The organism is Acidocella aluminiidurans (assembly GCF_055383125.1).
Genome location: NZ_AP031589.1, coordinates 1,985,660 through 1,999,925, shown reverse-complemented (window position 1 = coordinate 1,999,925; position 14,266 = coordinate 1,985,660). Strand labels below are relative to the sequence as shown.

The following is a 14,266-nucleotide window of genomic DNA, read 5'->3' as shown; positions in this document are numbered from 1 at the left end:
TACAGACCGTGTGGAAACTTCCCGGGCTATGATTCCTTGAATTGATGCGTGATGGTACGGTTTGCCATGGCACATCTCAGAAGGACGGATCGTTCGCAGCTTCTGCTTTTGCCCGAGGCGGTTGACGATTACGTGGGGCCGGAGAACCCGGTCCGGTTCATTGATGCATTTGTTGACAAACTTGACCTGCAAGCTCTGGGGTTTGTCCGGGCCGCGGCTAAAGCGATGGGCCGCCCCGGTTACCACCCGGCGGACCTGTTGAAGCTCTACATTTACGGCTACCTCAACCGTGTGCGGTCCAGCCGCCGGCTTGAGACCGAGAGCCATCGCAATATCGAGGTGATCTGGCTGCTGCGGCACCTGAAGCCGGACTTCAAGACCATCGCTGATTTCCGACGCGACAACCGGGCGACGTTCAAGCTGGTGTTCCGCCAGTTCGTTCTGTTGTGCCGCAAGCTTGACCTGTTCGGGCGTGAATTGCTGGCTGTCGACGGCACCCGTATCAAGGCGGTGAACAACAAGGACCGCAACTTCACCCGTGCGGCGCTAGCGGCGTTCATCCGCGAGGCGGACGGAAAACTATCTGCCTATATGGCGCGGCTGGATGAGGGCGACGCCGATGAAGACCGGGCCAGCGGCAGCGGTAGCGGCGGGTTGGCGGAGAAGATCGCGGCGATCCGCGGCAAGCGCGACCGCCACCAGGCCCTCATGGATGAGCTGGAGCGCACGGGCGAGGACCAGATATCGCTGACCGACCCGGACGCCCGTGCCATGGCCCGCATGACCAAGGTCGGCGTGGGGTACAACATCCAGCTTGCGGTGGACGTGAAGCACAAGCTGATCGCCGAGCAGGAGGTCAGCAGCCAAGTTATCGATCTTGGGCTGCTCGCCCCAACGGCGGCGGCGGCCATGGAGGCTCTTGGCGTGGAGACCATCGAGGTTGTTGCCGACCGGGGTTACTACAAGATCGAGGATATCGAGGCTTGCGAGGAAACGGGCATTACAGCCTATGTGCCCAAGCCGGCCAAAGGCACAGCCGCCCGCGAAGGTTTCTTCACCAAGGAGGCGTTCCTATACGATCCGGACAAAGACGTTTACGTTTGTCCAGGCGGGGCCACCTTGTTGCCTCTCTACGCAGCCAAGCTGCGGGGCAACCGGAAGGTCGATTACTGCAACCGCAAAGCCTGCCGGAACTGCGTGCTCAAGCAACGCTGCACTGCCAACACCTATCGCCGTGTGTCGCGCCTGGACAATGAGGGCGTCATGGACCGCATGGCGGCCCGGCTCGCAGCCCGGCCGGAGGTGATGGACCAGCGGCGGGAAACAGTCGAGCATCCATTCGGCACCATCAAGCAGTGGATGAACCAGGGCGCGTTCCTCATGCGCCGGCTGAGAAATGTCCGCGGGGAGTTCAGTCTCACCGCGCTCGCCTACAATATCAGAAGGGCTATCACCCTGGTCGGCGTCCCGGAATTGATCGCCGCAGCCAGGACATGAGGGCCTAAAAGGCCGCCTCTTCGCCTCCAGCGGCGGAAGCACACCCAATCATGATCCGGAGCCTGCCACGTCCAAGCAGCCCGCCTCTCACTCTACGCCGGACCGAACACTGTCCCTACATTCCTGTGGTCGTGAAAAGCGGGGATTAGGATTGAATCTATGAGCGCGTAACGGTATATGCGCGCATCGCGACACGATATGGCTCTACTGTTTTTCTTGGACGCTTCTCCCCTAAACCTAGCTGCGCTTTAGCGGTGCTGCCCTTTTTGAAAGCATGACGGCAAATGAGGCTCGGCTCCAAAAAATGCTCTTATATTGCGCTAGTCGTAGCAATTCTCGTCTGTATTGGGCTTGCCACCGGGCGGAACATAAGCCTATCCGGAGACTTCAAGGGAGTCATTGCGAAGATTTCGATGACGGCTCCAAAGTCCACCGCGCCAAAAGTAAATAGTAATAATACTCTAACAACTAGCGGCCAGAATTCTCCTGCCATTGGCAACAACTCAGGGACTATCAATTACAATACGGAGGATTCTAAAAATAAATGAATAAACTTCTCGCCCCTGCCGTTTTCCTATCGATAATAGGCTGCAAATCTGTAGCACTTGCTCAACCGGCCAGTACGACGGGACCAAATTCACCGGCCGTATCAACTAACACTGGAACGATGAATTACAACATTCGCAATTATACCACGGTCAACCCTCAACAGCTACTCTCAACTATACCGAATACAAACTGCACGAACGGCGTTTTATACCACAGTCAACCCGGTGATCCGGCTATCTTTGTCCCTGAAGCACCGGAAACATGCAAACATTTTGCAACGCCAATCGCTGCACCAAACGGCATTTTAAGTGCCCAAGATCGACTCATAATCGACCAAAATGGCAGCCAAATTCAGGTCGAGTGGGTCAAAAGCGATGTTGAATGGCCAGTATCTGCATATCGCGATAATGTTACAATGATGATTAAAAACACCGGACATGTTAGCGTTGAAGTTCAGGATATTGATCAATTAGTTGCCAACAATCGCACTGAACTCATGAAAAATGATGTTGGCTTTCCACGAACATTCGTTCTCTCTCCCGACGAAGAGATGCTTATCCCGCTTGGTACGATGTTTGATATTGCTCGTCGGCTGCACATCGAATATTTCGATACAAGCGCAAACTATGATGTCACCACATCTGCAAATTCCGATGATTTATTGTCGCAAATAAACACTTCTACTCCCACGACCATTATAAATTGTAGGTCGCATGGTTTTCCAATCGTTGTAAATTATGTTGACATCTTTGGAGAGCAGAAGAGCTTGTCATCAATCGCGTATTTCCGAGTATGCCGGCATGCAACTTAGTAGTGCTTGGCCGTTCGGCCTGATTGCGCGCCGCTGAACGGCGCGCTCTTGGCGCGATCCGGCGAGCGGATCGCGCTTTGGGGGGGAGCCCGCTCGGGCTCCCCTGAATTTCGAGGAGACGCAATTAAGTCTCCGCCGTCAGATGTCCCTGCTTCAAAGGAAGATCGGCCGGGCCGCGTTCCGCGTCCCGAAGTTTTGTCTTCTGAGCCGACCGTTCCGGCCGGCTTTTTTCTTCCTCACACTGCTCACCCTATCGTGCAACACCATTTGCCTGTTTCACCGCCGCACGCACGGCCTTGGGGCGCATGACATTCACGGCGGCGGCGTCGATCAGATCGGCGATATGCGCCGCGTAATGCTTCTCGATCATCTCGACACTGGTGCGGCAGTTCTTGGCAACCTGATAGATATCGGCCCCTTCCGTCAGCCGCAGGCAGATATAAGTGTGCCGGAGACTGTAAAAGGTACGCGGCTTACCGTCACGGTCCATTTTCAAATTGACCGCGACCAGCAGTTCTCTGAACATCTTGGCATGCTTCTGCGGGAATACTTTATCTTTCCGCTCCGGATATTCCAGTTCCAGGAGCGGATTTGGGTTCTTCTTACTGCGGTTCCGCTTCTGTTTGCCGCGTGTCGGCTTCGGCAGGTTGAGCAAGCGCTCATATGGCCGGACCGCCCCAGGCATGCTTTTGCAGTGGCCGACACCACGCTTGCCGCGAACTTCGATCTGCAGGATTTTTTCGCCCGTCGCATAGTCCGTGACGATCGACACGTCCCGGTGCTGGAGATTCCATGCCTCGTCCGGGCTTAGTCCCGTAGGAGTTTCCGGTTCTGCCGCAATCATCCGGCGTGGCCATCAGATGGCAATGGCAGCTTATCTTATTTTTTACTCCAAAGCGGTCAGACCGTTTTCGGCCCCATGCAACGAAACTATGAAGCTCAAACTAGTCACTCGCCAATATCGGCATGCAACGGCTCCGCGCCAATAACATTCGCCCGCCTGACCAGTTTCCTGCCTCCGGAGCGGCCCTCCAAGGGCGCAGGACAATCCATTGAATTAGGTAGGCCCGAAATGTCCGCCTTGATCGACACAACCCAAGATGGTGCGCCCTACGGAACATGCGCAATAAACGGAATGCCCGGTGCGAAGCCGGCGACAGTGCCAGGCGGAGCACCTGGAACATAAATCGATGCAGGGGAGTGGCTGGTCGCAGCGTTTCCGATTGCAATACCGTTAAACTCCGTTCCGTAGAGCGTCTTACCATTGGCGCTTACAAGGTTAACAATAAGGTCTAACGGTAACGACGAACCCGCTCCCGCTGCTTCCAACCAATGTTTGAGAGTTTCCGTGCCAGCAGCTGTTACACGTACTCCTTCAGTCCAAATTGATTTGCCATTAAAGCACCCTTCTTGGGCATAGATGTTTCCGAAATCGTCGATAGCTGCTATCAGACCAAATCCACAACCGGGCAAAGGTTTGCGCAGACCAATCTCCTGCCCCTTATCATTCCATACAACCAAAGCGTCACTCGGCAGCGATGCCCGCTCCACAAAATACTTATTATTGGGGCTCGAATATTCAGATCGACAAGCTCGGAAACTGCCGGACAACGGCATGAGAGTCTGCCTTCCATCAACGTTCAGCAAAGCAGTCTTGCAGACTGCTCCAGGCGAATCATACTCTATAAGATAAGATTGCAAGTTGTCAGAAATCTTATCGATAATCTCTTCATCGTCTTTGGGAAAAGTCACGTTTTGATAGCCATGAAGCGACGTCCACAACTTGAGATAACGCAGGTTTTCGCTTCCTTTAAATGAACCATCTCGGCAAGCTATTACTAAGTTTGGAACAGATCTTCGATCTGTGCAGTCAAAGGCGATTTCGTTTCCCGCGTCGTTTACATGTACGCCGCTAATATGATCTGCTGCTGGAATCTCGGGCAGCATTTGGAGACCAGTTGCCTTACGCCACAAAAACATTCTGTTGTTTCGACCCGGATAAAAGACTGGCGGAAACAATCGCTCTCCATCCGGATCAAAACTTCCAGCCACTGTCTGGCCGTTGGTGCTAACCGCTAATGTGCCAACATGATAGTATTTGGGGATTTTGACTAAAATCTGGGCGCTTTCACCTTGGTGCCAGAGCCATATTACACCATTCATGTCAGCAACGAGTGTGCTGCCGTCGCCACTGATCGCAGGAGAATCTCCGGGCCATTGATAGAGGTAAGCAGCAAAATTCGGTGAAGGCTCTTGCTGCGCGGATGTGCAGCCTGAGCAAAAAAGGGGTAGCCAAAACCAAATTAAGTGCCGCATAAATTTCATGCCCAAGACTGTCCGGTTTCTGAAGAGCCGTAAAGAGCGTAGAAGGGCAATACTGGACTCGGAAGCAGCCGTCGAAGTTCAAAGATCTGCAATGTCCGCTTCTGAGCTGCTGCCGATTTGGTGGACAGCAAGTTAAGCTAGCACGGCCTTGGCCTCGAACTCCATGGGACTGAGATAGCCCAATTTCGAATGCCTCCGCCGTGGATTATAGAAACGCTCGATATAGTCGAATACATCGGCTCTGGCCTGGTCACGGGTGCGGTAGGTTTTGGCAGCCGTGCGCTCGGTTTTGAGCGATGAGAAGAAGCTCTCCATTGCTGAATTGTCCCAGACATTGCCGGCCCGACTCATTGAGCAGGTAATGCCATTATCAGTCAGCAAGCGTTGGAATTTCTCGCTGGTATATTGCGAGCCCTGATCTGAATGATGAAGTAGCGCGTCGGCCTTACCGCGGCGCCAGACGGCCATCATCAACGCGTCCATGACTAGCGCCGCATCGCGTTCCGCCTTCATCGACCAACCGACGATGCGCCGGGAGAAGAGGTCAAGAACCACGGCCACATACAGCCAGCCTTCGGCGGTCCAGATATAGGTGAAGTCAGCCAGCCATTTCTGGTTTGGCCGGGCGGCGGCGAACTCCCGATCAAGGATATTATCGGCGATCACAGCACGTTCGCCCTCGTCCTTCGGCTTGACCCGTCGCTTCGGGCGGGCCCGGAAGCCGTTCTCGCGCATCAGCCGTTCAACCCGGTGCAGGCCACAGGCCAAGCCCGCCTCGAGTACATCACGCCACACGCGGCGCGCGCCATAGGTTCTGTCGCTGGCCTTGAAGCTCCCCCATATTTCACCCAAAAGCGGTCAGGCCGCATTCGGCTCAAATCACAATTTTCGGTTTTGCCGTAACCAGACGAATAGTGTAAGTGATACATAAGCGGACATGAACTGCCTTAGCTCCAATCTGATCTCAATATTGATGAGGCGATAATGAGCAAATCGTTTCAGCTCGAAGCGGTTGGCGAAGCGATGTGGACTCTCGTCGATCGTTATACGGGTCATGTTCTCTACAAAGCCGGGACCAAGTTGGAAGGGCTGGATTTTTTGCCCCCTGTCATTGATTGCTCAGGCTGGGCGGCCTTACTCCTCGCATCGGGAATGAAAGCGGCAGTGGTGGCAGCAGGTGCCGACATTTACGATAAAGATGAAATCGCGGCTGTTAGCACTTGGTCAGATAACATGATTGAAGCGCTTAGGCTGCAGTCGAACTGGATACTAGAAGGGCACGAAATCACGGCCGATACACTTCCGCCATTTTGCACTATTGGCCTGCAGCAAGGCGGAGGGGCATGGGCCAATAATCATGTGCGCCCCCGAGGCATCACACATGTTGTTCAACTTGTTCAACGCCCGCATGATGGAGCACGGTTTGTCTCCGAGGCACAAGGGTGGGCTGAGCCAAGCGGCTTGCGTTTACTGCCTCTCGAAGATTGGTTGCGGTTGACGCGCGCTTTCCTAGCTCCTGGTAAAGCATGGGCCGTGGACGCTTTTGTTCGGATTAGCTGTTCACCAATTTAGTCCGCTTCGAGTAGCATCCCGCTGCCGGGCTTGGAGCGGCAGTGTCTCGCGCATTGTCTTTTCAAAACGACGGGCATTGTCAAACAGCGGCCCGATCCGCTTTGTTTCGAGATCTGGGTCGTGAAACTTAACGGCTTGATTAGGTCGCAGGCTGTCGACAGGGGCTAAAGCCGGCTATGTTCGTTTTTCCCTCTGACCCGTAGGCGGTCGGTATGCATCGACCCTTTTTGTCTTAAATTTTGGATCAGTACTTGTATACCAGAAGCGGCCTATTGTTGGGGGAAAGCCGCTTCTCCGCTTCTGGCAAACATACGCGGTTGCCAGATAGGGAGGTGACAGCAAGACGTGACTCGTCTACGCTTCGCTCGTGATGATGATCGCAACGTCCAGCTTTGCTCGATTTTACTATCCGCCGCATATTTGGCGGATCGTAGGAGCGCGCGTGTAACCGAGTAGCCAGCATCGCACTTCCGAAAGCCGCCAGTCCCGCTGGTGGCTTTTTTCATGTCCCGGCGTGGCAGAACCAGGAGCCAGGACCATGAAGATCGACGATACCAGAATCCAGACCATCGAACCGCTAACGCCACCTCGACAACTGATCGCCGAGATACGACGAAGTCAGGCTGCAGAGTCCACGATCACCGAAGCGCGGGAACGGCTGAACCGCATCCTCGACGGGACCGACGACCGCCTTCTCGTCGTTGTCGGTCCCTGCTCGATCCATGACCCGAAAGCGGCGCTCGATTATGCCGGGCGCCTCGCGGCAGAACGGGCACGGCACGCGGATGCGCTGGAGATCGTCATGCGCGTCTATTTCGAGAAGCCGCGCACAACGATAGGCTGGAAAGGCTTGGTCAATGACCCACTGCTGGACGGCAGCTTCCAAATCAATCTGGGCCTTCGAACGGCGCGAGAGCTCCTGCTGGGCATCAACGAGCTTGGCCTGCCTACCGGTTGCGAGTTCCTCGATGTGATGACGCCGCAATACATAGCCGACCTGGTAAGCTGGGGGGCAATCGGGGCGCGGACGACCGAGAGCCAGCTGCACCGGCAAATGGCGTCGGGCCTGTCATGCCCGATCGGCTTCAAGAACGGTACGAACGGCGATGTCGGGATTGCGATCGACGCCGTGAAGGCTGCTGCCCATCCGCACCGCTTTCTTGCCCTCGACAAAGAAGGGCGTGCTGCGATTGCGGCGACGCGGGGCAACGAATTCGGACATATAATCCTTCGCGGCGGAAGAGCGCCCAATCATGATCCGGAAAGCGTCGCTGAAACCGTTCGGCTGTGCGACGCGGCCGGGATTGAGCCGCGCATCGTGATTGATGCAAGCCATGGGAATAGCCGCAAGGATCCGAAGAGCCAGCCCGGTGTGGCCGAATCCATTGCTGGGCAGGTCGCGGCCGGCAATAGGCATATTCGCGGGGTGATGATCGAGAGCCACATCGTGTCAGGAAATCAGGATTTCGAGCCAGGCAGGACACTCATCTATGGCATGAGTATAACCGACGGTTGCATCAGCTGGGCTGAGACGGTCCCGATTCTTAATCGCCTTGCCGCGTCGGTACGCGAGAGGCGGCAGGCTAAGGCCGCGTTGCACGAAACGGTCGCACTGAGCCACCGAAACAGCGGCGGATGACTTTCCAATAACAAACCTAAATCCTACGGAACGTCGGCTCTCCGGATCGCACTTCGGAGGCGCCGGCGTCACACCTCGGTCTAAAGCTGTCGTGGAGACCTCAACGGCGGAATGTCCGTTTTTGTCATTGTTCGCCTAGGAAGCGGACGGGCCGCTGTCGGCCCCCACCGGCCGCTAGCGCCCGTTTTGGCTATCAACAGCCTCAAGCAGCTTCACAGAAGTGAAAATTCCGCACACACAGATCGGCGTTCCCATCGTGGCTCATTTAGCAGCTTCCAATCAGCCCTGGCGGTCATGGTAAGTCTCGGTCACAAAATCGACAAAGGCCACTGCGGATGCCACGGCGAGCCTCGCATGGCGCGGCCCAAGCCCGCGATATTTGCCGTCCCTACCATGCCCGGTACCATACAAGCCTCGCAGCTCCGCTAACCCCTGTGTGATTGTGGCCAAGTTCCTCAGTATGCCGCGGATGACATCCGCGCCCTTGGCGGCCTCTGAAATGCTTTCAGGTACAAGCTTCAGTTCTGTCGCCACGAGTTTTACCAATTTGGGAAGATCACTGCCTTTCGGATAGTCCACCTTTTGTCGCGTCAAGATGGTCTTACAGCAGGTTTCGACTAGTTCCTTCGCCGTTCCAACTGCCAGACTCGGGTCGATATCAATTGCCCTCTCGAGCCGCTGGATTTCGCGCTGCATCCAGCCGGCGTCGAGGGCGTCGGCGGCGGCGCGGGCACGCGTAACGGCACGTACCGCGCCCGACAGCAGGCGCTGAGCGGCGTAGCACGGCCGCCCCGAGATCGTCTCGGCCTCGGCCAGCTCCCAGCCATCGGGATTCAGGCGCTTGTTTAATTCACCGACCAGGATAGCGATCTGCTTCCCGTCTCGCCGCACCGCCGGGTGGAGAGTTTCAGCAAGGAAGCGAAGCAGCTTCTCATCCGACTCGGCCAATCCAAAGCGACCGTCTTCGAACACCCAGTCGTTGGGCCAATCATCATTGTTATGCCGATGCTGCCATATATCGCCGGCTGCATCTTTAAAACGGTGATCATACGAAGGAAGGGAGGCCAAATCGTACAACCGGCTCAGGAACTCGGTTTCATCAAGGTCACCCCACCAGCCGTATTCCGACACAATGAAATAGTCGCGGATGTCACGCCGAGTGATCTCTGTAAGGCCCCCCTGCTTCATTGACTTCCAACCGGTCCGGTTCTCGACGCGAGGGCGAATTTGCGCGGACACCCAGTCGTCGGAAAAGCCATCGATAACCGGTTTCAGACGCTCGGTAATCTGCTGTTCGAGTTCGTCGCGCGTCTGCCCTAGGCGTGCAAAGCTGCTGGCATCTATTTGGAGAAACAGAGTGTAGAGGTCTGTTCCTCCGTTCCAGTTGTCGTACCCTGTCTTCTCGAACCGAGCGTCTGCCATCTTTAAGACCGTGGCCGCCTGAGACAGCCCCTCAGCATCCAAAATGCTTGTTACTGTTGCAAGTATCGCGCTCGAATTCGAAAAATCGGTTGTCATGATGTCCTGTTTAGGTAACCAGCTCAGAGGGTCTAATCTCATCCCGCTGATTCGTGTCTTTTTCGCTCCAAAACCGTAATTGATCAACGTCCGCTTTGCTACCCTATGTGCTCAGAAGCGGACCAGCGGCTCCCGGCCCGTCGTTGCCGAAAGCAGAATGCTTTGACGCGATTTTGATCATCGGGAGGTGGACAGGCGGAAAGTCACGGTCGTACGTGTTTCGAGATCAATTTGTATAATCGTTCCAACGGCGCCGCCGAAGGCGCGGGGGGCGGGCATCGGCATCGATGGGGGTTGAGAGGCAGAGTTTTGCCGGATTTTTCATGACGGGTTTGGGTTCGGGAGAGTGTCTTCCGAAGCCTGTCATGGAGAATTGCCATGGATATCAATGCATCTGCCGCTGTGGCGGCTATAGGGTCCAATGACGGCCGTGCTGGTTCTGTAGGGTTCAAGGTCGATGTCAGCCGCGGGGAGCGGCTGGGCCGGGTGTCGTCGGAATGGTTCTCGCGCCCCGATGATGAGCGGTTTCTATCTCTGCCGGAATTGTACGGCGCGGTGCGCGCGCGGGCGGACCGTGCCGAGGCGCGGACTGTGGAGAGCCGGGCGATCCGGGTAGAGGCCCGGCGCGACAATGGCGAACGCCTGGCCCTGATTGTGCCGGGGCAGGAGCGGCCGGTGGCGCCAACCCATTGGAGCTTCGGCCAGCTCTGCGGGCTGGTGGGCGCTCCCGCGGGCTATTTGCGCGATCTGCCCGCACCCTTGGCCGGGATCAATCTGCAGCACGGGCTGCTCAACCACCGCGCCGAACTGGTCAAGACCTTGGAAACTGATGACGGGCGCGTGGAACTGCGCGCCGTCACCGGCCCGGACTATGGCCGGATCTGGGACCATGAACTGGTGGTGGCGGTGATGCGCATTGCAGGCAACGGCACCGGTGACACGAATTGGAAGGTGCCGGGCGTGTTGGATTGGTCGACCATGACCCACAACCCTTACGTGGATGTGACGAAGGAGACGACCACGCTTTATGCGAGCGACAGGGATGTGTTCTTGTTTTTGGTCGATGACACCCACCCGATCGAGGCGGGGTGGCTGCCCAATGGTGAGCCGGATCTGTTCTTCCGCGGGTTCTATTGCTGGAATTCCGAGGTGGGTTCGAAGACCCTGGGCATCGCCTCGTTCTATTTGCGCGCCGTGTGCGCCAACCGGAACGTTTGGGGCACAGAAAATTTTCAGGAGATCAGCATCCGCCACAGCAAGTTCGCCACCCAGCGCTTTGCCCATGAAGCCGCCCCGGCGCTACGGCGTTTTGCCAATTCCTCGCCGGCGCCATTTGTTGCGGGCATTAAGGCGGCCCGGGAACAGATCGTCGCGCGTGCTGACGATGAACGTGAGAGCTTTCTGCGCAAGCGCGGTTTCAGCAAAGGCGAGACAGCCAAGATCATCGCCACAGTTCTGGAGGAGGAAGGCCATCCGCCCGAATCCGTGTTCGACTTTGTGCAGGGCATCACCGCTCTGGCGCGCTCGCGCCCGCACCAGGATGCCAGGCTGGAACTGGAGGGCAAAGCCAAGCAACTGCTCGACCGGGTGGGGTGAACAACGCTCGGTCGTTTGAGGGTTGAGACATGGATGTGTGCAAGCCGTGGGACGGGTTTCCGGTCCACGGCTTTTCTTATGGAGCGGGATTGAATGGCTAGGTGTGACCAGGTTTCCGCGTTGAGAGGCAGAGGGCGGCTGGGCGCTTGGTGACGGGTGATGGGCGCGGAGAGTGGCTCCGGGCCGCCCGTCATGGAGTTTGTCCCATGGGTAAAACCACGAAACCCGTTCAGAAGATTGCGCTGAGCGCCTCGCGCGATATTCAGAGCTGGCTCGGCGAATCTGAACAGCCTGGATAAGTGATTTTTCTGCGTCGAAGCGGTGTAGAACCGCGAGCAGGAGAGACGCATGGCCAAACGACCCCGCCGGAACCACAGCCCGGCGTTTAAGGCGAAAGTTGCGGTAGCGGCGATCAAGGGTGAGAAGACGCTGCTTGATCTGGCGCAGGAGTTTGACGTTCATCCGAACCAGATCAAGACGTGGCGTGACCAGCTTTTGGAAGGAGCCACGGCGGTGTTTGGCGATTTGCCCAAGGCCGAGGCGGCGCCGGCGGTGGACGTGAAGACGCTGCACGCCAAGATTGGTGAGCTGACACTGGAACGGGATTTTTTATCGGGCGCGCTCGGCAAGGCGGGTCTGTTGCCGAGCGCAAAAAAATGATCGACCGGAGCGCGAAGCTGAGCCTCAACCGCCAGGCAGCGGCTTTGGGCATCAGCCGGGGCAGCGTGTATTATCAGCCCCGGCCGGTCCCGGCTGCTGATCTCGCGCTGATGAACCGCATTGACCGGTTGCACATGGAGCATCCCTTCGCCGGCAGCCGGATGTTGCAAGGTCTGCTGGCTCAGGAGGGGTTCGCGGCGGGCCGGCTGCACGTCTCCACGCTGATGAAGCGCATGGGGATAGAGGCGATGTATCGCAAGCCCAACACCAGCAAACCGGCACCGGATCACAAAATCTACCCGTATTTGCTGCGTAATTTGCCCATCACCCGGCCCAACCACGTCTGGGCCATGGACATCACCTACATTCCCATGGCGCGGGGTTTCATCTATCTCGCCGCCGTGCTGGACTGGTTCACCCGCAAGGTGCTGGCCTGGCGGGTGTCCATTACCATGGAGGCGGATTTCTGTATCGAGGCGGTGCAGGAGGCGTTGGCAAAGCACGGCAAGCCAGAGATTTTCAATACCGACCAGGGCAGTCAATTCACCGGCACCGAGTTCATCAAGCTGCTCACCGCCCATAAAATCAAAATCTCCATGGACGGCAAAGGCTCCTGGCGCGACAATGTCTTCGTCGAACGCCTGTGGCGCAGCATCAAATACGAGGAGGTTTATCTGCACGCCTACGCCAATGTGCCCGAGGCCAGGGCCGGCTTCGGCCGGTATCTCAGCTTCTACAACACCCGCAGACCCCATTCCGCCCTTGACGGGAAAACACCCGATCAGGCTTACTTCAACACGCTGACGCCAATACCGGTGGCAGCTTAACCAAGGCAGAAAAACACTTATAGAACAGGGTAAAACTGTTCAAACAAACCGAGCCACCTCATTCCCTTCGACCGGCTGGTGCTGAGCCAGGCCAATGTCCGCCGGGTAAAGGCCGGCGAGTCGATCGAAGAACTGGCGGCGGATATCGCCCGCCGCACGCTGCTGCAGAGCATCACCGTGCGGCCGGTACTCGATGATAAGGGGGCTGAGACCGGCCTGTTCGAGATCCCCGCCGGCGGGCGGCGCTACCGGGCGCTGGAATTGTTGGTGCGGCAAAAGCGCCTGGCCAAGAATACCCCAATCCCTTGCATCATCCGCACCGAGGGTATCGCCGAGGAAGACAGCCTGGCGGAGAATGTGCAGCGCGCGCCCTTACATCCGCTGGATCAGTTCCGGGCGTTTCAAGCGCTGCGCGAGAAAGGGCAGAGCGAGGAGGAGATCGCAGCGGTGTTCTTCGTCCCCGTCTCGGTGGTGAAGCAGCGGCTGCGCCTGGCTGCTGTCTCGCCCCGGCTGCTGGAAGTCTATGCCGAGGACGAGATGACGTTGGAGCAACTGATGGCTTTCTCGGTCAGCCCGGACCATCAGCGCCAGGAAACTGTGTGGGAGGCGATGCAGCGCTCCTACAACAAAGAACCCTACCAAATCCGCCGCCTGCTGACCGAAGGCGCGGTGCGCGCCTCGGACAAGCGGGCGCAATATGCCGGTGAAGAGTATGTCGCGGCGGGTGGCCCGATCATGCGCGATCTGTTCCAGCAGGATGATGGCGGCTGGCTGCAGGATAGCGGTCTGCTGGCACGCGTGGTGGCAGAGAAGCTGGAGCGCGATGCCGATGCCATCCGCGCCGAGGGCTGGAAATGGGTCGAACAGGCCAACGAGTTCCCCTATGGCCATAATTACGGCCTTCGGCGCATTCCGGGCACGCGCCGTCCGCTCACCGAGGCAGAGATCGCCCAGGTCGAGGCGCTGCGGGCTGAGGCGGAGCGGATCGAGGAAGAAGCCGCCGCGGCGGATGAAATCTCCGACGATGCTGATACCCGTCTTAATGAGATCGATGCGGAGATCGACGCGCTGACCCAACGCCCGCCGGTTTACGACCCCGCCGAGATCGCAATGGCGGGCGTCTTTGTCAGCATCGATGGCAGCGGCCAGCTGCGGGTCGAGCGCGGCTATGTCCGGCCCGAGGATGAACCGCTGGCGGTTGAGGAAGCTTGTCCATCGTCGAATGATTTGAGACAATTGGCAGCGTGATTTAACGGAGGTTTTGGCTCACCT

9 protein-coding genes and 2 pseudogenes are annotated in these 14,266 nt (G+C 57.3%); 7 read left to right on the top strand and 4 right to left on the bottom strand.

Annotation, left to right across the window (positions count from 1 at the left end; all coding sequences use genetic code 11):
* Positions 1 to 51 precede the first annotated feature (51 nt).
* Both ACZ46S_RS09935 and ACZ46S_RS09930 read left to right on the top strand, forming a co-directional pair.
* Positions 52 to 1,497, top strand: coding sequence for an IS1182 family transposase (locus tag ACZ46S_RS09935; RefSeq protein ID WP_464061590.1), 1,446 nt, complete (start codon positions 52 to 54; stop codon positions 1,495 to 1,497).
* 544 nt (positions 1,498 to 2,041) lie between these two features.
* Positions 2,042 to 2,857, top strand: a complete 816-nt coding sequence (locus ACZ46S_RS09930; protein ID WP_464061589.1) for a hypothetical protein — start codon at positions 2,042 to 2,044, stop codon at positions 2,855 to 2,857.
* A 250-nt stretch (positions 2,858 to 3,107) separates the two neighbouring features.
* Here the strand turns inward: ACZ46S_RS09930 and ACZ46S_RS09925 are convergent, their stop codons facing one another.
* The 3 genes and pseudogenes from ACZ46S_RS09925 to ACZ46S_RS09915 form a co-directional block, all read right to left on the bottom strand.
* Positions 3,108 to 3,629 (bottom strand): site-specific integrase, encoded by a 522-nt coding sequence (locus tag ACZ46S_RS09925; protein ID WP_464061588.1) that lies wholly within the window; start codon positions 3,627 to 3,629, stop codon positions 3,108 to 3,110.
* Positions 3,630 to 3,967: 338 nt separating this feature from the next.
* On the bottom strand, positions 3,968 to 5,182 hold the full coding sequence (locus tag ACZ46S_RS09920) for a hypothetical protein (RefSeq protein ID WP_464061587.1): 1,215 nt from the start codon (positions 5,180 to 5,182) through the stop codon (positions 3,968 to 3,970).
* 132 nt (positions 5,183 to 5,314) lie between these two features.
* A pseudogene (locus ACZ46S_RS09915) lies at positions 5,315 to 6,016 on the bottom strand (IS3 family transposase); the annotation flags it as partial.
* Between the two features lie 150 nt (positions 6,017 to 6,166).
* Between ACZ46S_RS09915 and ACZ46S_RS09910 the strand changes: the two are divergent.
* Together ACZ46S_RS09910 and ACZ46S_RS09905 are read left to right on the top strand one after the other, a co-directional pair.
* Positions 6,167 to 6,754: a hypothetical protein gene (locus tag ACZ46S_RS09910; RefSeq protein ID WP_464061586.1), complete on the top strand. Its 588-nt coding sequence runs from the start codon at positions 6,167 to 6,169 to the stop codon at positions 6,752 to 6,754.
* Positions 6,755 to 7,292: 538 nt separating this feature from the next.
* A complete protein-coding gene (locus ACZ46S_RS09905; protein WP_464061585.1) occupies positions 7,293 to 8,393 on the top strand; it encodes a 3-deoxy-7-phosphoheptulonate synthase in 1,101 nt (366 codons plus the stop codon).
* A 279-nt stretch (positions 8,394 to 8,672) separates the two neighbouring features.
* Here the strand turns inward: ACZ46S_RS09905 and ACZ46S_RS09900 are convergent, their stop codons facing one another.
* Positions 8,673 to 9,998, bottom strand: a complete 1,326-nt coding sequence (locus tag ACZ46S_RS09900) for an abortive infection family protein (RefSeq protein ID WP_464061584.1) — start codon at positions 9,996 to 9,998, stop codon at positions 8,673 to 8,675.
* 291 nt (positions 9,999 to 10,289) lie between these two features.
* Between ACZ46S_RS09900 and ACZ46S_RS09895 the strand changes: the two genes are divergently transcribed.
* The 3 genes and pseudogenes from ACZ46S_RS09895 to ACZ46S_RS09885 form a co-directional block, all read left to right on the top strand.
* Positions 10,290 to 11,507, top strand: a complete 1,218-nt coding sequence (locus tag ACZ46S_RS09895; RefSeq protein WP_464061583.1) for a DUF932 domain-containing protein — start codon at positions 10,290 to 10,292, stop codon at positions 11,505 to 11,507.
* A gap of 348 nt (positions 11,508 to 11,855) precedes the next feature.
* A protein-coding gene (locus tag ACZ46S_RS09890) for an IS3 family transposase (protein WP_464061516.1) occupies positions 11,856 to 12,994 on the top strand; the annotation gives its coding sequence in 2 pieces (ribosomal slippage) (positions 11,856 to 12,111 and positions 12,111 to 12,994; 1,140 coding nt in all).
* A 60-nt stretch (positions 12,995 to 13,054) separates the two neighbouring features.
* A pseudogene (locus ACZ46S_RS09885) lies at positions 13,055 to 14,200 on the top strand (ParB/RepB/Spo0J family partition protein); the annotation flags it as partial.
* Between the last annotated feature and the right edge of the window lie 66 nt (positions 14,201 to 14,266).

Coding starts and splice junctions, on each gene's coding strand:
- ACZ46S_RS09935 (WP_464061590.1), top strand. CDS start 52: ATGGTACGGTTTGCCATGGCACATCTCAGAAGGACGGATCGTTCGCAG.
- ACZ46S_RS09930 (WP_464061589.1), top strand. CDS start 2,042: ATGAATAAACTTCTCGCCCCTGCCGTTTTCCTATCGATAATAGGCTGC.
- ACZ46S_RS09920 (WP_464061587.1), bottom strand. CDS start 5,182: ATGAAATTTATGCGGCACTTAATTTGGTTTTGGCTACCCCTTTTTTGC.
- ACZ46S_RS09910 (WP_464061586.1), top strand. CDS start 6,167: ATGAGCAAATCGTTTCAGCTCGAAGCGGTTGGCGAAGCGATGTGGACT.
- ACZ46S_RS09905 (WP_464061585.1), top strand. CDS start 7,293: ATGAAGATCGACGATACCAGAATCCAGACCATCGAACCGCTAACGCCA.
- ACZ46S_RS09895 (WP_464061583.1), top strand. CDS start 10,290: ATGGATATCAATGCATCTGCCGCTGTGGCGGCTATAGGGTCCAATGAC.